Here is a 23,639-nt window from a genome sequence, read left to right on the forward strand (position 1 = left end):
ACACGACTGGGATGCAGTATTTGCCATGTTGCTAGGCAGCGGCTGGAGGCTGACAACCAGTGATGGCCATTCCCTCCTGCCGTCCAGCAGACGTGGTCTTGCCAAATTTGAGGTCTTTGCTGTCTGGCCTGTCGATGGAGTACGCATCAACTTCTTCACCGGCCCGGATGGGGTGTTTTTCGACCTCGACCTCCGCGAGTTCATCAACCAAGCAACAGTGGACGGCATAGCCCACGCGTTGAGGAAGCTCGGAGCCACACTTCTTCGAGACGTTGTGATTAGAGATGAGGGTTCGAGCGGGGCGCCAGTCATTCGCTACACGGTTGCAACTGACCAGTTTGCACTGAGTTGAATGCGAGGCCACTTTTATGTGAGGCCGGCCAAAACAACCCCGGCCCCTCCGGTAGAGAATCCCTCGCCGGGTCATGGGAGACTGAGCCGATGATCAATACTCGACGCGGAATGATCGTTGCTGCTTTGAAGTCATATGGGGAAGAATCCACGGCCGAATGGGCCCGATCAGCTCCAGGGGACGCGCTTCAAACGACTTTGACCGTTGCGTCTTGGATTCTGAATTTCGGGCCAACCCAACCCAGCGGCGCAAGCATACTCATCGACAAAGCAATCGCCCTGGCGGGGGTTTGCATACACGAAGAGCATCCCCGGGACCTGGCTCAGAAGCGAAGCGACCTCAAAGTATGGAGGGAGATCGCAGCGGAAGACTCGCACACAGCAAATGAAGTCTTGCAAGGTTTATCCAGCTACGACGTGGTCAGTGATGAGATAAGGGACTTCTGGGCCGAGAAATCCAGCTAGCGACATGGTATGACTCCCCTTCGCTTCGCGAACTGGCAGGCCTTCCGAAAGGAGACCAGTCCGGCGCGGTGGACATGTGGACAACTGTCCGCCTTGAACTCAGCCACCCACACGAAAACGATGAAGACGCGGCGAAGTTTCTCCTCAAATACTGGGCCCGTGAAATCGTCGAAGGGCGAATTGACGTCCTCCCCGGGTCGCGATTCATGTACCGAGTCGGCGGGTTCCCACTGGGACAGCCAACGGAGCTGAACGAGCTCGTGTACCTTCTGGGGGTCTGGGACGAAATGCCCCTGCGCCGCGAGCGAACTTCCTCCGAGCTCCTCGGCTTTGCCCGGACACTTTTGGCCTGCTGAACCTGATCGAGGCCGCTCGTTGGACCATCGGCTTACTTGCACAACAAATTTGATAAGCGGGCCCCCGCTGGCACCACCTCGTCGTCCAAGGGAACCCCTGCTACTCCGAGAGGTCCACTCCTTCGGCTTCAAAGTGCTGCGCAAGGGTCTTTCCTCGCGGCGTTAGACGCAGCCAAAAGCCTTCACCCATTGGTCGCCACTCTAGAGCGTCGAGTGCCATCTCCGACCGGATAACCCATGTTTCTGGCGGGGGCGCCCAATCCTTAAACCCCGTCTCCCCGAGCTCTCCAGGCACCAGGAGCCCCTCCGACTAAACGAAGTGAAGGACCTCCAGAACTACCTGCTTCGTATCTGGGGTAATTGTGCCTCTAGTTCCCCACCATACGAAGCCATGGCGCACGATCTACTTGTGACTCGGTAGTTGTGTTCGTCCAGTCTCGTAATGAAGGACGCTGTTGTTTTGCAGCGTGAACAGTTGGTCGGCGACGTCCTGGGATAAGGTTTCGCTGCAGGATATGGCCAAGAATCGCGGTGACATGACATCGACGATGCATCCGAGCCTGGCGAGCTCAGTGGCCAACGGCTGCCAGGCATTCGGCTCATCCGAGTTCAGCAGGACTCTGAAAGTGAAGTTCAGAGCGTCGTGGTTCAGGCCCGTGGCAACGAGGGCGTTCTCTTCTGATCGCATCACGTTTACCCGGTCGCCAAAGTTGATGTTGTAGAGATAGGCAGGCACGGCGAGAACAGTCGCAGTGCCGTCTGTTTCGACGCGTCCGCGCAGTCCTTCCCACATTTGCTCAGCGCCTGGTTCAGGGGGCAGTGCAAACCATAGAGTCTCCGGCGCTTCTAAGGCTTCGGGAAGAGGCTGCAGCGAGCCGCCAAGCCAGTGTGCCACCACGCTGGGGTGTTGCCGATAATCAGTCACTAGCTGAGACTACCGAACAAAGGTTTGCAAGAAGCCCTGGCGCGTCGACGCGGAAAGGTTCAGCGTGGGGCATCGCTACCTCGTCCGTCTGCTAATAATGTCAGTGCCTCCTGCCAGAGTTAGTACATGGAACGGAATCGGGAAAGGCAGGCAAGTGCAGCACTGACGGCTGCACTCGTAGCTGCTGATCCTGTGACTCCCAGCACGGTAAGCAGGGATCTCATCAACCAGTTGCGCGTGCTGGAGGACATGAAGTCGGCCATCACAGGTTTGCAGGCCAAGATCACTGTGGCCTTTGACATGGCCCAAAGGGCTGAACAGGCTGAGGCAGGGGTACCGGCATCCGAGCGCGGCAAGGGTGTCGGAGCTCAGGTCGCCTTGGCCCGGCGGGAATCCCCGAACCGGGGCTCCAGGCTTCTTGGTTTTGCCAAGGCACTGGTCACCGAAATGCCGCACACCATGGCCGCTCTGGACGCGGGCCTGTTGAATGAGTGGCGGGCCACGCTGCTCGTCAAAGAAACAGCCTGCTTGTCTGTTGAGGACCGGGGCGCGGTTGATGCAGAACTGGCAGCCGACACCGGGACTTTCGACGACGCCGGGGACAAGGCCATCATCGCCGCCGCAAAGGCCGCGGCATATCGGCGTGATCCGCGCTCGGTAACCCAGCGGGCGGCCCATGCCGCGGAGGAGCGAAGAGTGAGTCTCCGTCCTGCACCGGACACCATGACGATCCTTACCGCCCTGCTCCCGGTCGCCCAAGGTGTTGCAGCCTACGCGGCACTGACTCGCGCCGCTGACTCGGCGCGCTCCCGCCCCGGTGGGGAGGAACGTGGACGGGGTCAGATTATGGCTGACACCCTCGTTGAACGGATCACTGGTTCTTCCGCGGGCTATTCAGGAATAGACCTGCAACTCGTGATGACAGACCGCTCCCTCTTCGCGGGTGATCCCGAACCGGCGCGTCTGACCGGCTACGGGATTGTTCCTGCTGAATGGGCCCGGAACCTCGTGGCCCAAGGTAAGGAAGCGAGTGCTCCCGCGGACTTCTACCAGGACTTCAATGTCTGGCTTCGTCGTCTCTACACGGCCCCTGGAACTGGTGAACTGCTGGCTGTGGACTCCCGGGCCCGCTTCTTTCCCCCGGGTATGCGCCGCTTCATAGAAGCACGCGACAACCTATGCCGCACGGCTTACTGCGATGCGCCCATCCGCCACATCGACCACATTGTCCCGTGGCACCAGGGCGGACCCACCAGGCTGGACAACGGCGCCGGGCTCTGCGAAGCCTGCAACCACACCAAAGAGCGCCCCGGCTGGGCCAGCAGGACAATCCCTGGTGCCGTCCATAGCCTGGAGCTCACGACGCCCACCGGCCATAGCTACCGCTCTCAGGCTCCTCCCCTGCCCGGGCACCGGCATGTCGCCTCGGACAGCCCCTGAGCTCATCAACAACGCTCCCGCCAACTGCGGAGCGCTACTCACCGGCTGGAAATGCCACGCCTTCCCCCACCACGCGAAGGCAGAGTTCTGTGCCCGGTTTGGTGATCGACGCATTCCAGTGCCTGATGGTGATGATCTCGCCGCCACCCGGGTAACGGTGGCGTTGCCCCTGCCCCGCGCCATCCTGGGCTGTGTATGCACCCAGCTTGATGCGGACCGTTGTTTCCGGACCAAAGTAGTCAGTATCGACTACCACACCGCGGATGGGGCCGTCCGGTGCAATCCGGATTTGTTCCGGGCGCAGCATGAGCTGCACTTTGCCTTGCGCAGGTGGTCGACGCACGGCAATGCCACCAAGGGAGCACGTCGCCAGCGAGCCCTCCATCCAGGCATCAAGAATCACGGCTTCGCCAAGGAACTCGGCCGTCGCCCGGTCGGCCGGACGTGTGTAGACCACAAACGGATTACCTATCTGTGCCAGGCGCCCGCCACGCATGATGGCCACCTGATCCGCGAAAGACAACGCTTCAGCCTGATCGTGGGTGACCAGGATGGTGGTCACCCCGGCCGCGTTTAGGACTTTCGCTACGGCACGGCGCGTGGCAACCCGCAAGCCGGCATCCAGTGCCGAGAACGGCTCATCCAAGAGCATCAGTTCCGGCTCCCGGGCCAGCGCGCGGGCAAGGGCAACACGCTGCTGTTGGCCACCGGACAGCTGATGCGGGCGACGCTTCGCCATGGACGGGTCCAGGGACACCATCTCCAGCAGTTCCTCGACGCGCGACTTCACGGCGCGGCGGCCGCCGTCGAGCTTGCCGGAATCCAACCCGAAGGCGACGTTCTGGCCGACCGTCAGGTGCGGGAACAGTGCACCGTCCTGGGCGACGTACCCCACGTGGCGCTTGTGCGCGGGGACCTGGACCCCGTCGCCTGCCACGGGGGTCCCGTTCAGGCTGATGGTCCCGGTGTTGGGGTGTTCGAAGCCTGCAATGAGCCGCAGCAGAGTAGTTTTTCCGGAGCCTGAAGGCCCCACGATGGCAGTGGTTCCACCGCGTGCGACGGAGAGGTTGACTCCCTTGAGCACGGCCTGTGCCCCGAAGTTCTTAGTGACTTCGGAGATATCCAGGTGCGAATTCGTGGTCGGGGCCACGGAGGGGGCTACCCGCGGGGACGGGAGCCTGGAAGGGGCTTGTTCTGTCACTGTCCGGCTACTTTCTTGGACTGTTGGAAGAGCAGGTATGTCATGGGGGCCGAGAGCAGGATCATGAGCAGGGCGTATGGGGCGGCCCCGGTGTAGTCGATTTCGCTGCTCTTGCTCCAGAACTCCGTTGCCAGGGTTCGCGTGCCGTTGGGCGCCAAAAGGAGTGTGGCTGTGAGTTCATTGACAATTGCGAGGAAGACCAGTGCCGCTCCCCCGGCCGCGGCCGGGGCTGTCAGGCGCAACGTCACCCGGAAGAATGACACCAAAGGAGCCTTACCCAGGGACTGGGCGGCCTCATCAAGTTCCTTGGGGGCCTGGGCAAGGCCCGAGCGAAGGTTAACCAGGGCCCGGGGAAGGAACAGCAAAACATAGGCGGCCACCAGGACTCCGGCCGTCTGGTAAACCCCCGGTACCACCCGGATGCTGACGGTTACGAAGGCCAGGCCAACCACTATCCCCGGCAGCGAACTGGTGACGTAATTGGATAGTTCCAGCAGCTTGCTGAACCAGCTTGGGTGCCTGACAGCGAGGTAGGCCATGGGGAACGCGACCACGATGGTCACTGCCGCCCCGATGGCCCCGTACAGAAGAGTCTGCAGGAGGGCGGGCATGAATTCCTCGGCAGCCCAGACCTCCGAGCCGCCTGCCATCACCCATTTCAGGACGAACCAGAGCGGCAGGCCAAACGCCAGTGCCGTCAGCGCCAGAAGGCCCAGTTGGGCCGGCAGTTGGTAACCGCCCAGTGGCAACTGCGTGGTCTTGCCCTGCGCACCCGATCCGATACGGGCATAGCGCGCACTGCCGCGGCTTTTCACTTCGGCAAGGAGCAGGAAAAGGCAGAGCACAACCAGGACGCTGGCCAGCATGTTTCCGGCCGTTCCGTTGAACGTCGACTGGAATTGGACCATGATCGCCGTCGTGAAGGTGTCGAAACGGATCATGGCGAAGGCGCCGTATTCGGCCAAAAGGTGCAGTCCTACGAGCAGCGCCCCGCCGGTCATGGCGATACGCAGTTGCGGCAGCACCACCCGGAAGAAAACGGCCCACGGACCAAGTCCCAGGGAGGCGGCAGATTGTTCGATCGCGGGGTCCAGGCGGCCAAGGGTGGCAGCGGCCGGTATGTACACCAGGGGAAAGTAGGAAAGGGTCGAAATCAGCACCCCGGACCAGAGGCCCTCAAGTGATGGCACGGCCGAAACCCATGAATAGCTGTTGACGAAGGCCGGGATGGCCAGCGGAGCGGCCAGAGCAACGGCCCACCAGCGGCGTCCGCGCAAGGTGGTCCGTTCTACAAGCCAGGCGCCCCCAACGCCGAACAGCAGGCAAAGCGGGATGGTGATCAGCGTCAGCAGGACGGTATTGAGCAGCAGCTCGCCAACGCGCGGGCGAACAATAAGTTCGACGGCGGTATCCCACCCTGTCGTGACGGTCATGTAGACCACGTAGCCCAGGGGAAGAAGGGAAAACAGGGCGATCAATACGGCCAGGAGGGACACAGTGGAAACGCCGAAAGGCGGGCGAGGGCGCTTGTCCCTGCCCGCCGTCGTCGTGCTTTCCGTTCCTTGTGGTCGGGAAGCCGATAGGTCAGTGCTCACAGAACTAGAGGAGTCCTGCCTTGGTCATCAGCTCGGTGACCTTGGCGGAGTTCAGCTTGGCCGGGTCCACGGTGGGAGCCTGCAGGTCCTTGATCGGAGTGAGCTTGGCGTTGGCATCAACCTGCGAGGCGATGGCGTACTCGAAGGAGGTGCCGTTCTTCAAGACTTCCTGGCCCTGCTTGCCCGTGATGAACTTCAGGAAAGCCTGTGCTGCGGCCGCGTTCTTCGCGGACTTGAGCACACCGCCACCGGAGACGGAGAGGAAAGCTCCCGGGTCCTGGTTCTTGAAGAAGTACGGCGTGACGTTCTTGGAGTTCTCGCCGGTCTTGGCCTGGTCGCCGTAGTAGTAGTAGTGGTAGATCAGTGCGGCGTCGACTTCACCGGCATTGACTGCCTTCATGGCGGTGCTGTTGCCCTTGTAGGCCTTGAAGTTTTCCTTCATGCCCTTGAGCCATTCCTCGGTTGCTGCTTCGCCCTTAAGCTCAAGCAGCGCGGCGACAATCGCCTGGAAGTCGGCGCCGGACGGCGACGCTGCCCACTTGCCCTTCCACTCCGGCTTGGCCAAATCGAGCATCGACTTGGGCAGCTGGTCGTCGCTGATCTTGTTCTTGTCGTACACCAGGACGGTGGAGCGGGCGGCGATGCCCGTCCACTTGCCGGTGGACGGACGGAACTCGGCGGGGACCTGGTCCAGGGTTGCCTTGTCCACATCCGCGAAAAGTCCTGCGTTCTCTACCTGCGCCATTGCCGGTGAGTTCTCAGTCAGGAAGACGTCAACCGGTGAAGCCTGGCCTTCCTGGACGATCTGGTTGGACAGTTCGGTATCCGACCCTTGGCGAATGGTGACCTTGACCCCGGTCTCCTTGGTGAAAGCATCCACCCATTCCTTGGTCAGGGTGTCGTGCTGGGCGTTGTAAACCGTGATTTCGCCGGACACTTCACCTGCAGAGGCGGAACCGGAGGCAGCGGGGGCATTGCCGGCGTTGGAGCCACAGGCCGTGAGGCCGAGTGCTGCCGTGGCGGCGAGGGCGATCCCAGCCAGCGCTTTTTTGGGGATGTTCATTGGAGGGCTACTTTCTGCGAACAAATCTCTTGGGGGACCTTCGTCCGTGCAGGCCTGAGTGTTGGGAAGGCTTGCTTCTGTAAGAGTAGGTAAGGCTTGCCTATGCGCAAAGCTGGATGAGCCGAAAGTGACAAGGATCACGATAATTACGCAAATCTTGCGTGACGTAATAGCCGGCGCCTTGACAGGCGACTGGACTTTAAAGGCAAAAGCCCGGGATCAGCCGCACGCTGCGACTAATCCCGAGCTGGTGGCAGTTGCCTCCGATAGGACGGCGACTAGAACTCCCAGTCTTCGTCCTCCGTGTTGACGGCCTTGCCGATCACATAGGAGGAGCCCGAGCCGGAGAAGAAGTCGTGGTTCTCGTCGGCGTTCGGGGACAGGGCCGACAGGATGGCCGGGTTCACGTCGGTGACCGATGCCGGGAACATGGCCTCGTAGCCAAGGTTCATGAGGGCCTTGTTGGCGTTGTAGTGCAGGAACTTCTTGACGTCCTCGGCCAGGCCAACGCCGTCGTAGAGATCGTGCGTGTACTGGACTTCGTTTTCGTACAGCTCAAAGAGCAACTCGAAGGTGTAGTCCTTGATTTCCTGCTTGCGGGCCTCCGAAACCTTCTCCAGGCCCTTCTGGAATTTGTAGCCGATGTAGTAACCGTGCACGGCCTCGTCGCGGATGATGAGGCGGATGAGGTCGGCCGTGTTCGTGAGCTTGGCGCGTGAGGACCAGTACATGGGCAGGTAGAAGCCCGAGTAGAACAGGAAGCTTTCCAGCAGTGTGGAGGCCACCTTGCGCTTGAGGGGATCGTCGCCCTGGTAGTAGTCCATGACGATCTGGGCCTTCTTCTGCAGGTTCTCGTTTTCGAGCGACCAGCGGAAGGCGTCGTCAATCTCCTTGGTGGAGCACAGGGTGGAGAAGATGGACGAGTACGACTTCGCGTGCACGGACTCCATGAACGCGATGTTGGTGTACACGGCCTCTTCATGCGGCGTGATCGCATCCGGAATCAGCGAGACGGCGCCCACTGTCCCCTGGATGGTGTCCAGCAGGGTGAGTCCGGTGAAAACGCGCATGGTGAGCTGCTGCTCGTCCGGCGTCAGCGTGTGCCACGACTGAACGTCGTTGGACAGCGGCACCTTCTCCGGCAGCCAGAAGTTGTTGACCAGTCGGTTCCAGACTTCCACGTCCTTGTCGTCCTGGATCTTGTTCCAGTTGATGGCTTCGACGTGGCTCAGCAGCTTGACCTTCTCGGTCATGTCATCCCCTTTAGCGATGGGTAGTTCTTAAGGTAAGCGTACGACGGCGGGTGGAGACCCGCCGTCGTACTCTTTAGTTATGTGCGTGGTTGGCTACAGCATGCAGCTGACGCAGCCTTCCACCTCAGTCCCTTCCAGCGCGAGCTGGCGGAGACGGATGTAGTAGAGGGTCTTGATGCCCTTGCGCCATGCGTAGATCTGCGCCTTGTTGATGTCGCGCGTGGTGGCGGTGTCCTTGAAGAACAGCGTCAGGGACAGGCCCTGGTCCACGTGCTGCGTGGCAGCGGCGTAGGTGTCGATGATCTTCTCGTAGCCGATCTCGTAGGCATCCTGGTAGTACTCCAGGTTGTCATTGGTCAGGTACGGAGCCGGGTAGTAGACGCGGCCGATCTTGCCTTCCTTGCGGATTTCGATCTTGGCGGCCACCGGGTGGATCGAGGACGTGGAGTTGTTGATGTAGCTGATGGAACCGGTAGGCGGCACGGCCTGGAGGTTCTGGTTGTAAATGCCGTGCTCCATGACCGAAGCCTTCAGCTCGCGCCAGTCATCCTGGGTGGGGATGTGGTGGCCGGCAAAAAGTTCCTGGACGCGCTCCGTTGCCGGAACCCATTCCTGCTCGGTGTACTTGTCGAAGAATTCACCGGAGGCGTAGGTGGACTTCTCGAAGCCGCCGAACTTCTGGCCGGTCTCGATGGCCAGGCGGTTGGAAGCGCGCAAGGCGTGGAACAGCACCGTGTAGAAGTAGATGTTGGTAAAGTCCAGGCCCTCTTCGGAACCGTAGTGGACGTGCTCGCGGGCAAGGTAGCCATGAAGGTTCATCTGCCCGAGGCCAATTGCGTGGCTCTGGGCGTTGCCTTGGGCGATCGACGGCACGGAGTTGATGTAGGACATGTCGGACACAGCGCTCAGGGCGCGGATGGACGTCTCGATGGAGAGCCCGAAGTCCGGCGAATCCATGGTCTTGGCAATGTTCATCGAACCGAGGTTGCAGGAAATGTCCTTGCCCACGGTCTCGTAGCTGAGGTCCTCGGCGTAGATGGAAGGCGAGGATACCTGCAGGATCTCCGAGCACAGGTTGCTCATGGTGATCTTGCCGTCGATCGGGTTGGCGCGGTTCACGGTGTCCTCGAACATGATGTACGGGTAGCCGGACTCGAACTGGATCTCCGCGAGGGTCTGGAAGAACTCGCGGGCGCTGATCTTGGTCTTCTTGATCCGGGAATCGTCAACCATCTCGTAGTACTTCTCGGTCACCGAAATATCGGAGAACGGAACACCGTAGACCTTCTCCACGTCATACGGGGAGAAGAGGTACATGTCCTCGTTCTTCTTGGCGAGCTCGAACGTGATGTCCGGAACCACGACGCCCAGGGACAGGGTCTTGATGCGGATCTTCTCATCAGCGTTCTCGCGCTTGGTGTCCAGGAAGCGGTGGATGTCGGGGTGGTGTGCGTGCAGGTACACAGCACCTGCACCCTGGCGGGCACCAAGCTGGTTGGCGTAGGAGAAGCTGTCTTCGAGGAGCTTCATCACGGGGATGACGCCGGAGGACTGGTTTTCGATCTGCTTGATCGGGGCACCGTGCTCACGGATGTTGGTGAGCGAGAGGGCTACGCCACCGCCACGCTTGGACAACTGGAGGGCGGAGTTGATGGCGCGGGCAATCGACTCCATGTTGTCTTCGATGCGCAGGAGGAAGCAGGAGACGAGCTCGCCACGCTGCGCCTTGCCGGCATTCAGGAACGTGGGAGTGGCCGGCTGGAAGCGGCCGTCGATGATCTCGTCAACGAGGCGGTTGGCCAGATCTTCGTTTCCACGGGCAAGGTGAAGGGCAACCATGCAGACACGGTCCTCGTACCGCTCCAGGAAGCGCTTGCCGTCAAAAGTCTTCAGCGTGTAGGACGTGTAGAACTTGAAGGCACCGAGGAAGGTCTCGAAGCGGAACTTCTTCTTGTACGCGCGGTTGAAGAGCTCGCGGATGAAGTTCATCGTGTACTGGTCAAGGGTCTCGCGCTCGTAGTACTGGTTCTTGACCAGGTAGTCGAGCTTCTCTTCGAGATCGTGGAAGAACACAGTGTTGTTGTTCACGTGCTGCAGGAAGTACTGGTGCGCAGCTTCGCGATCGGCTTCGAACTGGATCTCGCCGTTCGGGCCATACAGGTTAAGCATGGCGTTGAGCTCGTGATAGCCCAGGCCCTTATAAGCCTCAGGCAGCGGCTTCTTGGCCGTGTCCACAGCGCCCCCGGTTACTTCTGTTTCTGCGACAGTTGTGTCCAAAACTTTTCCAGCCCTTCGTTGACCCGTTGGACGTCTTCCGGCGTCCCCATGAGTTCAAATTTGTAAAGATGCGGCACTCTGCACTTGACGGAGATGATGTCTCCCGCTGCGCAATAGTTGTCCGCGAAATTGGTGTTCCCTGCTCCGATAACACCGCGGATCAGTTCCCTGTTCCGGGGATCGTTCAGAAACCTGATGACCTGCTTGGGAACCGACCCTTCACCGTTGGTGCCCCCATAAGTGGGAAGTACCAGGACAAAGGGTTCAAGTGCTTGAAGCGGAGCGTCCTGGGCATAGAGCGGGATGCGCGCTGCGTCCCTGCCCAGTTTCTGGACGAATCTTTTGGTGTTCTCGGATGTCGAGGAAAAGTAGATGAGGTGACTCCTGGTGGTGACAGCTTCCGTCACATCACGTACGGTTGCCGCTGCCAGCGGTGCCATGGGAGTCACCTCAACTACATAGGAATTCTTGGTGTGCTGTGGTGGCGAAGTTTGAATGGAAACTTAGGCCACGGAAGAAGCGGCCTGGGCCAGTTCCTCGATCTTGTCCGGGCGGAATCCAGACCAGTGGTCCTGCTCGGTCACGACAACCGGAGCCTGCATGTAACCCAGTGCCTTGAGGCGCTCGAGGGCCTCGGCGTCCTGGGAAATGTCGACACTCTGGTAGGCGATGCCCTTCTTATCGAGTGCCCGGTAGGTTGCGTTGCACTGAACACAGGCCGGCTTCGTGTAAACCGTTACGGTCATGATCCCTGTCCCCTAAGTTGAAGTCTGGTTCTCTTCGTATCTGGCGGGCTCAACCGGAACTAACTACTGAATCCGATACCGGCCCGCGGGCTGCCGTGACAGCCAACACGCTCTTATTTAGTCTTGTGCTGGTTTCCCGCTCAATCCGTAAATCGATACTACATGTAGTGCAAGCGCCTCGCCGGGACCCCAAGATGATGTATTACAAGTATGTCATTCAATCCACCGCTCGTCCACAGGGCAGGGGCTTCAAAATGTCCGCGATTCCGCCAAAATGAGATATGTCATCCACACCCTGTGGACTACTTAGCCACATTTAATCTTCAGCGTGTCGCCCCCGTACGGCGTGTCGTGACACTTTGAAAATGTGGCGTGGCGAACAGCTAAAATCTGCTGATGGTCAACCTTCTCCACCTCCGGACGCTGATGGAGGTAACCCGGCTGGGTTCCTTTGCCGCCGCCGCCGCCCAACTGGGCTACACAGCCTCGGCAGTCTCCCAACAGATGGCTGCGCTGGAACGCGACACCGGCGTCGAGCTTTTCCAGCGTTCGGCGCGGAGCGTGGTGCCGACCGAAGCCGCCGTGACCATGACCCGGCACGCATCGAAAGTACTGACGGACGTCGAAGCCCTCATGGCCGCAGCCTCCAGGACCAGCGACTCCCCCGCCCAGGAACTGCGCCTGGGCATCTTCCCCAGCTTGGCAACGTACGTGCTGCCGGACATTCTGCGCAATGAACGGTGGAACGGACTGGGCATAGAGTTGAAGGTTTCCGTAGCCGAACCCGCCCAAACCATCCAAGGACTACGCAGCGGCGGTGAACTGGACGTAGCACTGGTCTATCAGGTGGGGCAGTCGGGTCTGGCGTGGCCCCATTCGCTGGAGCGGCAGTGGATCGGCGACGACGACTTCCGCGTGGTCCTCCCGGCTTCCTGGAAAATCCGCGAGGACGCCGAGATCGAGGCCGCGCATCTGTCCGACATGCCGTGGATCGTCCACCACCCCGGCACCAGTGATGCCTTAGTGATCGAGCGCCTGTTCGCCAGCTGCAACCTCCACCCCAGGGTGGTGGCCTACAGCGACGACTTCCACGCGAGCCTGGAGATGACGGCCGCCGGTCTTGGCGCCTCGCTTGTACCGGAACTTGCGCTGCGGAACCGGCCACCCGGCGTCGTGGTCCTCGACGTGCCGGACATCCGGCTGGCAAGGAACGTCTTCGCCTTGCTGATCAATGAGAAGCGGACTGCCCAGGTTCAACTTTTCACCCAACTGCTGGCAGACACCCTCCGGGCCACGTCGGGCAAGAGCGGCCTCCACCCCCTCAAAACAGTTCCTGTCAAGGGCCCGCAGCGGCGCAGGTGAAATATCCCCAAGTGCTGGAACCCGCTGGATGTAGGGGTTAGATTGATCACATGGGCAAGGTAGCGAGCAAACATTTTGGGGACATCGAGCTCAACCACGGGCGTGAACATTGCTTCGTCGCCAGACACGAGCTCGGCGGCAACCAACTTGAGCTGGACCTGAATGTCGCCGCGCACGACCACTTTGACGAGGCGGCCATGCGCAAGGTGGACTACCGCTTGCGTTTTCTCCCTGAGCTGGTGGACCAGGTCAGGGAAATGATCGCCGATGAACTTGGCCAGGATGGCACCAATCCCCAACAATTCCTGCACTTCCACAGTTCGCAGCTCAAGGAAGAACAGCTCGAGTCCGTCTTTGGTGTCAGGGACAAGGACCAACTCACCAACGATGTCTTCCTCAAAGCCCTCAAACTCGGCCATGTGGCCATCTATCCCGGCCAGCCGGAACGCTACTTCGTCCTCGACTTCACCCTGGGCTCGCACTTCACCGACGAATTGCTGGTTGCCGCCGCGGATGAGGATGGCGTGGTGGATGACGAAATCCTGTGGGAGTAGCACAACAGTTTTAAGCCCGACGGCGGCCGGTCACCACGGCTTGTCAACGCCGGCACTATCGTCTGGCCCTCGCAGGTATTTGTCGCGTTCCTGGCCTTCACCGCGCTCCAGCTGCGCTTTCCGGGCGCTCTCTTCGAGCTGTTGGAGTTGATCCTCCTGCGGGCTGGTGGATGATTGCCCGGCGTCGTCCGGTTTCTCTCCACCCTGGGCCCGTTTTCCGTTGAGCCGGTCCTTGGCCGCATCAAGGGTGGTCCCCTCCCCTGCTGCGTTTGCGGGTCCGGGTTGGTGGCACTGAACGGGCGCTGCCTGGATGACGTCAAGGGCTTCCCGAACCAACCGGTCCTTGGTGTGCGGCTCCTTTTCGGAATCCGCCAGTTTCTCCACGCTGAGGGCCAGGTTCACGCGGATCCTGCACTCGTCAACGCCGCTTCCAATCCTCAGGGCGGCCTCGAAATCCGCGCGGGCTGCGGCAAAATCACCAGCCAAGGCCTCAGCGTCACCGGATGCAAACGGGGCTTTGTGGGGTTCGAGGACGTTGACTGCCCCGAGCCACGTCGCGGCCTGCGCCACTCCCTCGTGGTTTCCGGCCGTGAAGGAGCTCTCAGCGGTTCCTCCCAACGGGCCCACGCTCAGGAGTTTCGCCGTGGCGGCGAGCGCCAGGAGGGCAGCAGGCGCTGACCAGAGCGCCAGGCGACGGCGTCGTCGTCGTGGAAATGTGGTGGTCATCCCCGGTGTCCCTTCGGCTGTGTACGGGCGGTGGCCTGCAGTGCCCTGAGCTGCCTGAGCGGTTCGGGGATGGCAAGGAGGAAAGCCGCCATGGCCAGCAGCCAGTAGAGCTCGATCCTGCCGGGTACATCCGCCGCGCTTGCGGACACAGAGCCCGGTTGGGCTTTGGTGAGCATCCCGGAGGCGGGTTCGCTGCCGGTCCGGTGGGAGTAGGGGACGTTGAGTTGGCTGGCGATGCTGCGGAGCTGTGCTTCATCGATGGTCGAGATGGCGTCCTGGCCACCTCCTGAGCGATCCTGCACATAACCGTTGGCGTTCCGGGATGGGTCCTTCATCCGCCCGCCGGCTTCTGTCCCGTAACCGAGGACGGCTCCCCCGGCCACATTGGCGCCATCCATCGGTGCCGGCGCCTCCGCACTGGTGTTCTCGCCGTCGCCGGCATAGAAAACCAGCGCCGGCCTGCCCGGGTGTTGTTCGCGGGCAGCGGCCAGCCTTTCCTTCAGGAGTTGCCCTGCTCCCGTGACGCCGCTGCCCTTGGCGTAGCGGGGATTCTGGGGCTGCAGGGTGGCAATGCTGGCTTGCAGCGCGTTGGCGTCCTGGGACAGCGGCATCCGAACTGTTGCTTTGTCATCAAAGGTGATCAGCGAAAACTTGGCTCCCGCAAGCTCCTTCGCAACCTCCATGACGTCCTGCTGGACTCCCGCCATGCGGGTACCGGTCCCGTTGTAGTCTTCGGCTGCCATGCTGGTGCTTGTATCCACAACGAAGAAGATGTCGAGGTCCGCGGTGGTGGCGCTGGCCTGTCCCCCGGCCCAGCCGGGCCGCAAAGCGGCGACCAGCAGGAGCACGACGACGACACAACGGATCACTGCGGCCCTCTGGTACCGCTGCGGCGGGCGTGCTCGTTCCTGACTGCCGCGGCCCTTGGTGAAGGCGAGGACAGTCCAGAGGGTGAACGCAATTGCACCGAGGCAGGCTACAGCGAGGAGGGGCCACGGCAGGATCGGTGCGAGGGTCAGGGCGGTAGTCGTCATTGCTCCAGCCGCCGTCCCAGTACCAACATTCCCAGCCCGGCCAGCAGCGCTACACCCAGGGGCAAGGCCGGCGCGTCGGCGACGACTGCCTGCGGCGCCGACAGGTAGCTCGTGGCTTCGGTTTCCTGTACTTTCCGGACGATGCCCGGAACGGCCTGGGGGCTGTCCGGGCTGGAATACGTACCGCCCGTTCCCTCCGCGGCTGCCTTGAGTTGGGCGCCCGGCTGGTCGGCCTGATCCCCGTAGTCCATGTCGCTGGGATTCAGGACATGCACCTTGACGTTCTTGCTGCCGGCCAGTGCGCCGGCCTCGGGCAGGGTGAAGATGGGCGCTCCGGAAACAAAGTTATCGGTGGCCAGCACAATGGACCGCGAGCGCTGGGTGCCTGCCGAACCGGTGCCGCTGCCATCTGTGTCCGGGAAACTCTGGACGCAGGATGCCAGGCCGTCACCGATGAGTGATGAGCCCTCCCTGTTCCACGTGCCGTCGAAGAACGATCCCGCGCCGTCCCTTAAGGCCTTCTCGGCGTTGGTGAGTTGCTCCTGGACGTAGTCGTAGTCATCGGTGAGTGGAAAGAGCTGCACGCTGCTGCTGTCGAAGATGACCATGCCGATCCTCTCGCCGTCGAACTCCTTGGCAAGGTCCTTGAACACAGCAACCAGGGCGGCGTCGGTGCTGGCCATGGACCCCGAGACATCCAAGCACAGCACGATGTCCCGGTTGCGGATCTCCGGTTGTTCGGTGGACCGCAGGGTCGGACGGGCAGCGGTCACCGCGGTGGCAAGCAGGAAGACCGCTCCCAGGACTGCTGCGAGGACAAGCCGCCTCCGGTAGCGGCGAAGGGCATGTTGGTATTCGGGCAGGTCAGTGAGCCGGTCGCCGTGGGCTACGGCCCGGGTCTGCAGTGGACGCCGACGCCGGAGGTACAGCCACGCACTGGCCGCCACTATCGCCGCTGCCAGCGGGAGAACCCACCAGTAGGTCAGTTCCATGACTGGACCACCCGCCGGGCTATCTCTGCGGAGTTTTGAACGGGCATGATGTTCGCGGCGGAGAATTCGCTGGGGTAGATGCCGGCTATTCCTTCGGCCAAGCCGTCCAGGCCTTCGCGGCGCAGCTCGTCCAGGGTCATGGAAGTAACGGGAAGCCCCGTGGCCGCGCCGGCGAACTCCCGCACGAGGAAGCTCAGCCTCTGGTGGGCCTCGCGCTCCGGTACCCGGCCGGCGTCGGCGTCCCTGGCAGTGGTCTCTATCGCTGCAAGGCAGTGCGACCGCAGTGTCTCCACGTCTGGCAGTTTGGCCTCCGTCCCGGCGGGCAGGCGTTTGCGCTGGGGGCGGAAGAGCCACGCATACCATCCGGCAACAACCACAATGAGGACAATCCCCAGCCACATCCAGAGGGACTGGTACTGGAGGGGTGCATAGAAAGTGGGATCATCCGCCACGCTGGCCCCTTGCCGCCCCGGCCCGGGAGGTGCGGGCTCCCGAACGGTGCTTTTCCAGCAAGGCGAAAACCGCTGTCAGGACGTCGTCGCTGCCCGTGGCCTGTTCCTCGGCGATACCAAGGCGGCGGAAAAGCCCCTCACGCCGGTCTGCTCGCAGGATCATTGCGTGCTCGTAGGCCGCCCGGACTGCCCTGTCCGAGGACAACGCCATAGGTATGCCGTTGCCGGTGGCCACATCGGTGCTGCCCTGTAGCCTGCTTGAATCCGTGGCGGGTGCATCCATGCCCGGTGCGAGTTCAGCGTCACGGACAGTGAGCCAGAGAAGTTCATGACGTGCCCGCAGCCTGCGCATCAGGTCCTCGGTCCTGGCGTCGGGCAGGAATTCGTCGGCAACAACGACCACCAGCATTCGTCTTTTGATGAACCGCAGGACGTAGTCGAGCAGCCCTGCCAGGTCACTGGGTTGGGAGTCCAACGTGATGCTCGAGTCGATCTCCCGGAGCAGCCGCTCAAGATATTCCTCGCCGTTTTTGGCAGGCCTGTACCTGGGGGCGCTCGCATTTCCGTGCACGAGGCCAACGTCATCACCGTGGCGGCAGGCCAGGTATCCCACCACTCCGGCGGCGTGCACGGCGATATCCTTCTTGCTTTCGCCCGAGAATGCCTCTGCTGCCATGTTCCTGCCGGTATCAACCAGCAACAACACTGAGTGGCGTCGAACCGCGACGTAGCGTTTGACCAGGGGCGAGCCGTGCCGTGCGGTGGCTTTCCAGTCGATGTCCCTGACTTCGTCGCCAGGGACATAGGTGCGCAGCTCATCGAAATCCAGGCTGCGGCCCTTGAAGACAGAACCGTATTCACCGTCGAGCAGGGTGAGGGTCCTGCGGTGGGCGAAGATGAACATCTTCGACTTAACGGCTCTGATGAGGCTGGGCACCTGCCGGCCCCGCTACGGCGTTTGGACGGACGCCAGGACGGCATCGATGACGGTCTCCACGGCAACGCCCTCCACGACGGCGTCGAAGCCGAGGATGATGCGGTGGCGCAGGACCCGGTGTGCCAGGTTCTTCACGTCCTCGGGAATCACGTGGTCACGCCCGTTGAGCAGGGCCAAAGCCCGGGCCGCCTGGCTGAAGGCGATGCTGGCCCGGGGGCTTGCCCCGAACTCCACGAGGTTGGCCAGGTGCGGTTCCAGATACTGTGCAGCATTGCGGGTGACGTAGGCGAGGCCGACGATGTAGCGCACAATGGCCGGGTCGATATACACGCGGCGAACGAGTTCCTGCACCTGGACCACCGCGTCCAGGGAGGCGGCCGCCGGCGGCTTCTGCCCCGCACTGAACACACCGGCGTCGATCCGCCTGATGACCTCGGCTTCTTCGGCCGGGCTGGGGTAATCCAGGACATCCTTGAGCATGAACCTGTCCATCTGCGCTTCAGGGAGGCGATAAGTGCCCTCCTGCTCAATCGGGTTCTGCGTGGCAAGCACCAGGAACGGTTCAGGCAAAGGATAGGACTCGCCGCCGATGGAGGTCTGCCGTTCCTGCATGGCTTCGAGCATGGCGCTCTGCGTTTTTGCACTGGAGCGGTTGATCTCATCGAGCAACACGATGTTGGCGTGGACAGGACCCAACTGCGTGACAAAGGTGCCCTTGGCGGCGTCGAAGATCTGGGTGCCGGCGATGTCGCTGGGCAGCAGGTCAGGCGTGCACTGGATCCGGCGGAAATCGGCGCTGACGGATTCCGCGATCGCCTGGGCAGCCGTGGTCTTGGCAAGTCCAGGAACACTCTCCAGCAGCACATGGCCCCCGGTGAGCAATCCAATGACCAGGGTCTCCCGCAGCCGGGTTTGGCCCACTACCTTGTTTTCGAAACTGCGGACTATGCTTCCCACCAGTTGCTGGGCGCGCGCCATGTCCGGTGCATCGATTCCGGCCGTGGCTGTGATCTGGTGCACTCGGGTCCCCTCGCTGGCGTTATGAGTCGTGCCGCAAGCGATGGGCAGAGTTTCCGCTTGCATTGGCCACTCTATCCAAACGGCACCCGCTCACGGCCGCAATGGGTACCCCTCCCCATGTGGGCGCCTGAGGTCTATCCTTTTGCCATGCATCAGCTACCAGCCGCCTATCAGAGTTACCTTGCATCCCAGGACCAGCACGTCATCGACGCCGTACGCCCCGTCCTTCTCCAGTCAGCAGCAGACCAGCGCCACGGCGTCCGCATCACTTTCAACCGGGGACCGACAGGGCACCAGGCCCACGTGGACGAGTCCATCCCCTTTGGCGAGATCATCGAAGACATCGACTGATCGCTTGGCCCGACGCTGGCGCTTTAGCCTTTCATGGCGCCGGACATGGCAAACGAGTTCCCCATGCCCCGGGACACCACCGCGTAAAGCACCAACACCGGGACGGAATAGAGGATGGAGAACGCAGCCAGCTGACCGTAGGCGATCGCACCGTGCTGGCCGAAGAAGCTGAAGATGGACACCGCCGCAGGCTGCTTGCCCGTGGACAGCAAAAGGATGAAGGGAACGAAGAAGTTCCCCCACGCCTGGATAAAAACGAAGATGAAGACCACTCCAAGGCCTTGCCCCATGAGGGGCAGGACAATACTGCGCAGCGTCGCCATGGACGATGCCCCGTCCATCCACGCTGCTTCCTCCAGTTCCAAGGGAACCGAGTCCATGAAGTTCTTTGCCATCCAGATCGCCATGGGCAAAGTGGTGGTGGCCATGAAGAAGATGGTGGCAGCCATGGAATCCAGGAGCTGCAATTGAACGAACAAACCGTAGACCGGGACCATGATGGCTGTCACCGGCAATGATGTACCGAAAAGAACCGTGTACATGAACGGCTTGTTGAACCGGGACTGGTACCTGGACAGCGGGTAGGCGGCAAGCACCGCCGCCAGGACGTTCACCAGCGCCGTACCGGCGGACAGCAGGAAACTGTTGAGCAGTGGGCGTCCCAACAGCTCCGGGGTCATGACGGCCGCGAAGTTGATTATCGACGGCGCCGAAGGCACCTTGGTCTGGTAGCCCGCTTGAGGGTCGACGGCGGCAAGCACCAACCACAGCAACGGCGCCGCAAAGCACACGCCGATCAGCAGCAAGGCAATGTCGACACCAAGCCTGGCCCTGGAACGGCTCATGGGCGCCGCTCCCGCAACAGGCGCACGTACACAGCCCCGAAGACCATTCCCAGCAGGATCAGAACCGACGCCACAGCCGTACCGTATCCAATATCGCCGAACTTGAACGCCTCCTGGTAAGCGAGGACTGGCAGGGTGGTGCTGGCGTTTGCGGGCCCACCCGCCGTCATCACCCAGATAAGGGTGAATACTGCCAGCGTCTGGAGGGTGATCAGCATCAGGTTGGTGGCGATGCTGTTCCTGATCAATGGCAACGTAATGAACCCGAGTCGCTGCCATCCCCGGGCCCCATCCATGAGTGCGGCCTCGGAAACATCCCGGGGAACATCTGCCAGTGCCGCCCGGTAGACCAGCATGGAGAAGGCCGTCCCCCGCCAGGTATTGGCCAGGATGATGGCAACCAGCGGGAACGAATACAACCAATCCAGGCCGTGGGTCCCCAGGACTGCCAATAGCTGGTTCAGGGTGCCGTCCCGGTTGAAATACGCGTACGCCGCGAAGGCCGCCACGATTTCCGGCAGTACCCAGGCAGCTACTACGGCCGTTCCCACCCAGTCCGACACCATCTTGCGTGAACGCGTCATGAGCAACGCGATCAGCAAACCAAGAAGGTTCTGGCCCAGCACGGCGGAAGCCGCGACAAAAACCACAGTGAGCCACGTGGCCATGGGAAAGGAGTCATCGGAAAACATACGGACGTAGTTCTCCGCACCCACCCACTGAGGATCCTTGGCCGCTTTCCCGGACAACGCCGCATCAGTAAAGGATGCGTAAAAGGACCACACAACGGGAGCCAGAAGGAAGACAAGGAGCAGCAGAATGGCCGGGGTTATCGGCAGGAGCCGCAAGAGGCGGCGTGGATTCATTTCTGCAGGACCTTGTCCTCACCAACCAGCTTGCGGACGGTGGCATCGTATTCCGCAGCGGAATCCTGGGGGCTTTGCTTGCCCGTGATGACCGCTTCGGTAGCAACCTGCACCGCCGTGGAAATCCTGGGGTAATCAGCCGTGGCCGGACGATAGTGTGTTACCTCCACCAGGTCCGATACGTCTTTCACGAAAGGATTGGCAGCGAGATAGCCAGGCTCGGCGGCCACGTCGGTCCGAACGGCGATTTGCGAGTTGTTGATGTCGTACGCCAACGCGTTCTTCTTGTTCAGTGCGGTGGCGAGGAACTGGAAGGAAAGCTCGGGGTTCTGAGTGTTGGCGCCCACCGCCAGGGTCCAACCACCGGACATGCTGACACTGCCTGGTTGCTGGCCTTTCTGGGTGGGGAACGCGGCCACAGCCATGTCCTGTTCGTAGGCCCCCCATTCGTAAGCGCCGCCCTTTTTCCAGAACGACGGCGCGTAGGAACCTTCCACGGTGGCCGCCAGTTTGCCCTGCGGGAACCACTCCCCGAAGACCTTCTTCCAGACATTCGCATCCAGGGCCTCTGCGGGGCTGACGGCCAGTTTCTCGTCATAGAGCGTTTTCAGGAAGGCCAGGGAATCGGTGAAGCCTTGGGAACCCACCACCCATTTCTTCTGGTCTTCGTCGTAAAGGGTGCTGCCCGTGCCGTAGAGGAGCTCGTAGAAACTCTGCATTACGGTGCCTTCGCCGGTGCCCTTGCCGGCGTACATGGTGAAAGGGATCACGCTGGAGTCGGCGGCCTTGACCTTGCGTGCCATCGCCAGGATGTCCTCCCAGCTTTCCGGCTGCCAAGGGACGGCGATCCCGGCCTTCTGCAGGACGGCCTTGTTGTACCAAATGGCACGGGTGTCAGTCCCCAACGGCACTGCGTAAATTCCGCCGTCGTCCGCGCGGCCGGCCGCCTTTGCGGCTTCGCTGAACTTCGACCAGTCGTCCCATTTCCCAAGGTAACTGTCCAGCTTGAGCAAGTACCCGGCGTCGACGTCGGAACGGACCTTGAACGTGTCCTCGTAGAAGACATCCGGTGCCGTGTCCCGGGACCGCTGCGCCAGCGCCAGCTTGGTCCCGTAGTCGTCATCGTTGGCCTGGATGGGCTGAAGGTCCACCTTTACGCCTGAATGGGCGGCCTCGAATTCCTTCTTGGCATCCTGCATCACCGAATCGAGCGCTGTGAAGGCATCGGTTTTTTGGTACACGATCTTCAGGGTTTTGTCCTGGGCTGCATCCGGAGCCGAGGAACACGATGTCACTCCAACAAGAACCGCGGCAACGGCAAATGCGGCTGCCATCTTTACGGGGCGCATGGTCTTTATTGGGCGCATGGTCTTCATTGGGCGCATGGTGCTCCAATCACTCAATCGTGCTGCTTGATCAGCCCTCCAGCAGGAGCCGTTGGGCGCGGGGGGCCAGCATGTGCTCCAGGACCAGGCAAGCAGCACCAATGGCGCCGACATCTTCACCCACCCCTGTGCCCACGACTTCGAGTCCGTGGATCATGCGGGCAGCATTGTTCTTGTCCAGGAGGCCGGGAACGCGGTCAAGGAAATACGGTGCCATGCGGCCCCAGAACGGGCCACCGAAGACCACGCGCTCCACGTCCAACGCGTTCGTCACCACGGACACGGCCCGGGCCACGAGCGTAGCCGACTTGTCCAGGATCGCAATGGCCTGTTCGTCACCCGCGTCGGCTTTATCGCACAACTCGGCGAAGCGTTCCTGTACTTCGGGACCATCGGCTCCATGCCGGCTCCCGTCCAGGACGCCCGCAGCTTCGGCCTCGGCCACCAAGACTTGCGGGATACAGGACGACTTGACGCATCCACTGAGCCCGCAATCACAGAGCGGACCCTCCGGGTCAACAACGATGTGGCCTATTTCGCCGGCGTTGCCGGAAGTTCCGCGCACCACCTCGTCGTTGAGCACGATGCCGCAACCGATACCGGTTCCCATATACATGAAAACGAAGCTGCCGGCGCCGCTCGCGCCACCCGCCCAGGTCTCTGCCACAGCAGCACTGGTCACGTCTTTGTCCACCAGCGTCTCCAGGCCCGTGGCCTCGGCCAATGCCTCCCTGATGCGCACCCTGTTCCACCGTGTCAGAAGCGGCGGCTCAACCACGGACCCTTCGTCCAGGTCGATCGGGCCGGGAACGGCGACACCGAGCCCCGCAATCTTGGCTGCATCAACGCCTGATTCTTCGACCAGCGCCTGGATCTGTTCGGCGATGCTGGTGATCACTCCGGCGGGGTCGCCCCCCGGAGTAGCCATCCGGGAATGCTTGACGACGTCGCCCAGCAAATCCAGGACCACGAACGTAATAACGGCAGGGTCCAGGTGCACCCCCACGGCGTACATTCCCGCAGGGTTGAGGCGCAGGATGGTGCGCGGCTTCCCTGGACCGGACCCTTCCTTGCCGGCCTCGACGATGAGCTGCTGGTCAAGGAGGCGCCGGGAGATGTTCGAAATCGTTTGCGGCGAAAGCCCCACGATCTGTGCCAGTTCAACGCGACTGAGCCCGCCCGAGGACCGCCGGATCGCCTCCAAAATGACGGTCAGGTTGAAGTCCCCCATGCGGGGAAGGTTGGTTCCGCGCCTCGGTGTCGGCTGCCGGATCTCAGTCACTGATGCCCCTAGTCATTCGGAAATGTTCTACGAATTCGGTCTGTGTTTGCATCGTACGACACCACTGCCCCCACGGATATGAGCACACGCTGGCTCCGAAGTCAGGGCTTGGTAACGATGACACTGAATTGTATGCGAGCAGCGACCGGGAACGCGGCCCG

Annotated in this window: 25 protein-coding genes; 7 read left to right on the forward strand and 18 right to left on the reverse strand. The window is 61.7% G+C overall.

All coding sequences use genetic code 11. The features are described 5' to 3' along the window. The first annotated feature begins 25 nt into the window (after nt 1–25). From PJL15_RS00890 to PJL15_RS00900, 3 genes are all read left to right on the forward strand, one after another. Nucleotides 26–352: a hypothetical protein gene (locus PJL15_RS00890; RefSeq protein WP_281449336.1), complete on the forward strand. Its 327-nt coding sequence runs from the start codon at nt 26–28 to the stop codon at nt 350–352. Between the two features lie 89 nt (nt 353–441). Continuing rightward, on the forward strand, nt 442–816 hold the full coding sequence (locus PJL15_RS00895; protein WP_281449337.1) for a hypothetical protein: 375 nt from the start codon (nt 442–444) through the stop codon (nt 814–816). A 68-nt stretch (nt 817–884) separates the two neighbouring features. Beyond that, nucleotides 885–1,172: a hypothetical protein gene (locus PJL15_RS00900; protein ID WP_281449338.1), complete on the forward strand. Its 288-nt coding sequence runs from the start codon at nt 885–887 to the stop codon at nt 1,170–1,172. A 403-nt stretch (nt 1,173–1,575) separates the two neighbouring features. On the opposite strand, the gene PJL15_RS00905 is transcribed toward PJL15_RS00900, so the two are convergent. Next, a complete protein-coding gene (locus tag PJL15_RS00905; protein WP_281449339.1) occupies nt 1,576–2,097 on the reverse strand; it encodes a DUF4265 domain-containing protein in 522 nt (173 codons plus the stop codon). A 126-nt stretch (nt 2,098–2,223) separates the two neighbouring features. Between PJL15_RS00905 and PJL15_RS00910 the strand changes: the two genes are divergently transcribed. Next, nucleotides 2,224–3,537: an HNH endonuclease gene (locus tag PJL15_RS00910; RefSeq protein ID WP_281449340.1), complete on the forward strand. Its 1,314-nt coding sequence runs from the start codon at nt 2,224–2,226 to the stop codon at nt 3,535–3,537. Nucleotides 3,538–3,571: 34 nt separating this feature from the next. Here PJL15_RS00910 and PJL15_RS00915 read toward each other — a convergent pair whose 3' ends face one another. The 7 genes from PJL15_RS00915 to nrdH form a co-directional block, all read right to left on the reverse strand. Beyond that, nucleotides 3,572–4,738 (reverse strand): ABC transporter ATP-binding protein, encoded by a 1,167-nt coding sequence (locus PJL15_RS00915; protein ID WP_281449341.1) that lies wholly within the window; start codon nt 4,736–4,738, stop codon nt 3,572–3,574. After that, a complete protein-coding gene (locus tag PJL15_RS00920) occupies nt 4,735–6,333 on the reverse strand; it encodes an ABC transporter permease (protein WP_281449342.1) in 1,599 nt (532 codons plus the stop codon). Before PJL15_RS00920 ends, PJL15_RS00915 begins: the two co-directional genes overlap by 4 nt. Nucleotides 6,334–6,337: 4 nt before the next feature. Beyond that, the gene (locus PJL15_RS00925) at nt 6,338–7,396 is read right to left on the reverse strand and encodes an iron ABC transporter substrate-binding protein (protein WP_281449343.1); all 1,059 of its coding nucleotides are present in this window, start codon (nt 7,394–7,396) and stop codon (nt 6,338–6,340) included. Between the two features lie 278 nt (nt 7,397–7,674). After that, nucleotides 7,675–8,649, reverse strand: a complete 975-nt coding sequence (gene nrdF, locus PJL15_RS00930) for a class 1b ribonucleoside-diphosphate reductase subunit beta (protein ID WP_090825132.1) — start codon at nt 8,647–8,649, stop codon at nt 7,675–7,677. A 93-nt stretch (nt 8,650–8,742) separates the two neighbouring features. Then, on the reverse strand, nt 8,743–10,884 hold the full coding sequence (nrdE, locus tag PJL15_RS00935; RefSeq protein ID WP_281449425.1) for a class 1b ribonucleoside-diphosphate reductase subunit alpha: 2,142 nt from the start codon (nt 10,882–10,884) through the stop codon (nt 8,743–8,745). Between the two features lie 11 nt (nt 10,885–10,895). Further along, nucleotides 10,896–11,366, reverse strand: coding sequence for a class Ib ribonucleoside-diphosphate reductase assembly flavoprotein NrdI (gene nrdI, locus PJL15_RS00940; protein ID WP_281449344.1), 471 nt, complete (start codon nt 11,364–11,366; stop codon nt 10,896–10,898). A gap of 63 nt (nt 11,367–11,429) precedes the next feature. Then, the gene (gene nrdH, locus PJL15_RS00945) at nt 11,430–11,672 is read right to left on the reverse strand and encodes a glutaredoxin-like protein NrdH (RefSeq protein WP_144658986.1); all 243 of its coding nucleotides are present in this window, start codon (nt 11,670–11,672) and stop codon (nt 11,430–11,432) included. Between the two features lie 396 nt (nt 11,673–12,068). On the opposite strand from nrdH, the gene PJL15_RS00950 reads away from it, so the two are divergent. Both PJL15_RS00950 and PJL15_RS00955 read left to right on the forward strand, forming a co-directional pair. Continuing rightward, nucleotides 12,069–13,034 (forward strand): LysR family transcriptional regulator, encoded by a 966-nt coding sequence (locus tag PJL15_RS00950; protein ID WP_281449345.1) that lies wholly within the window; start codon nt 12,069–12,071, stop codon nt 13,032–13,034. A gap of 50 nt (nt 13,035–13,084) precedes the next feature. After that, a complete protein-coding gene (locus PJL15_RS00955) occupies nt 13,085–13,588 on the forward strand; it encodes a DUF2004 domain-containing protein (protein ID WP_281449346.1) in 504 nt (167 codons plus the stop codon). 30 nt (nt 13,589–13,618) lie between these two features. Here the strand turns inward: PJL15_RS00955 and PJL15_RS00960 are convergent, their stop codons facing one another. From PJL15_RS00960 to PJL15_RS00985, 6 genes are read right to left on the reverse strand one after another with little or no spacing between them, the layout of a single operon-like run. Next, entirely contained in the window at nt 13,619–14,314 is a 696-nt protein-coding gene (locus tag PJL15_RS00960) for a hypothetical protein (RefSeq protein ID WP_281449347.1), read from the reverse strand. Next, nucleotides 14,311–15,348 carry a VWA domain-containing protein gene (locus tag PJL15_RS00965; protein WP_281449348.1) on the reverse strand — a complete coding sequence of 346 codons (1,038 nt, stop codon included), beginning with the start codon at nt 15,346–15,348 and terminating at the stop codon, nt 14,311–14,313. Before PJL15_RS00965 ends, PJL15_RS00960 begins: the two co-directional genes overlap by 4 nt. Then, the gene (locus PJL15_RS00970) at nt 15,345–16,340 is read right to left on the reverse strand and encodes a vWA domain-containing protein (RefSeq protein ID WP_281449349.1); all 996 of its coding nucleotides are present in this window, start codon (nt 16,338–16,340) and stop codon (nt 15,345–15,347) included. Before PJL15_RS00970 ends, PJL15_RS00965 begins: the two co-directional genes overlap by 4 nt. Then, nucleotides 16,331–16,792 carry a hypothetical protein gene (locus tag PJL15_RS00975; RefSeq protein WP_281449350.1) on the reverse strand — a complete coding sequence of 154 codons (462 nt, stop codon included), beginning with the start codon at nt 16,790–16,792 and terminating at the stop codon, nt 16,331–16,333. Before PJL15_RS00975 ends, PJL15_RS00970 begins: the two co-directional genes overlap by 10 nt. After that, entirely contained in the window at nt 16,782–17,729 is a 948-nt protein-coding gene (locus PJL15_RS00980; RefSeq protein WP_281449351.1) for a DUF58 domain-containing protein, read from the reverse strand. Before PJL15_RS00980 ends, PJL15_RS00975 begins: the two co-directional genes overlap by 11 nt. Before the next feature lie 12 nt (nt 17,730–17,741). Beyond that, nucleotides 17,742–18,749 carry an AAA family ATPase gene (locus tag PJL15_RS00985; RefSeq protein WP_281449352.1) on the reverse strand — a complete coding sequence of 336 codons (1,008 nt, stop codon included), beginning with the start codon at nt 18,747–18,749 and terminating at the stop codon, nt 17,742–17,744. A gap of 117 nt (nt 18,750–18,866) precedes the next feature. On the opposite strand from PJL15_RS00985, the gene PJL15_RS00990 reads away from it, so the two are divergent. After that, the gene (locus PJL15_RS00990) at nt 18,867–19,100 is read left to right on the forward strand and encodes a hypothetical protein (protein ID WP_281449426.1); all 234 of its coding nucleotides are present in this window, start codon (nt 18,867–18,869) and stop codon (nt 19,098–19,100) included. Nucleotides 19,101–19,123: 23 nt separating this feature from the next. On the opposite strand, the gene PJL15_RS00995 is transcribed toward PJL15_RS00990, so the two are convergent. Genes PJL15_RS00995 through PJL15_RS01010 form a run of 4 tightly spaced genes read right to left on the reverse strand, consistent with a single transcriptional unit; the run spans nt 19,124 to nt 23,478 of the window. Beyond that, complete coding sequence (locus PJL15_RS00995; RefSeq protein WP_281449353.1) at nt 19,124–19,945, reverse strand: carbohydrate ABC transporter permease; 822 nt, start codon at nt 19,943–19,945, stop codon at nt 19,124–19,126. Then, nucleotides 19,942–20,811, reverse strand: a complete 870-nt coding sequence (locus tag PJL15_RS01000) for a carbohydrate ABC transporter permease (RefSeq protein WP_281449354.1) — start codon at nt 20,809–20,811, stop codon at nt 19,942–19,944. Before PJL15_RS01000 ends, PJL15_RS00995 begins: the two co-directional genes overlap by 4 nt. After that, complete coding sequence (locus PJL15_RS01005; RefSeq protein ID WP_281449427.1) at nt 20,808–22,178, reverse strand: extracellular solute-binding protein; 1,371 nt, start codon at nt 22,176–22,178, stop codon at nt 20,808–20,810. Before PJL15_RS01005 ends, PJL15_RS01000 begins: the two co-directional genes overlap by 4 nt. Before the next feature lie 49 nt (nt 22,179–22,227). Then, nucleotides 22,228–23,478: an ROK family transcriptional regulator gene (locus PJL15_RS01010; protein ID WP_281449355.1), complete on the reverse strand. Its 1,251-nt coding sequence runs from the start codon at nt 23,476–23,478 to the stop codon at nt 22,228–22,230. Nucleotides 23,479–23,639: the final 161 nt, after the last annotated feature.

This window comes from Paenarthrobacter nitroguajacolicus (assembly GCF_029952445.1).
Classification (GTDB): Bacteria; Actinomycetota; Actinomycetes; order Actinomycetales; family Micrococcaceae; genus Arthrobacter; species Arthrobacter nitroguajacolicus_B.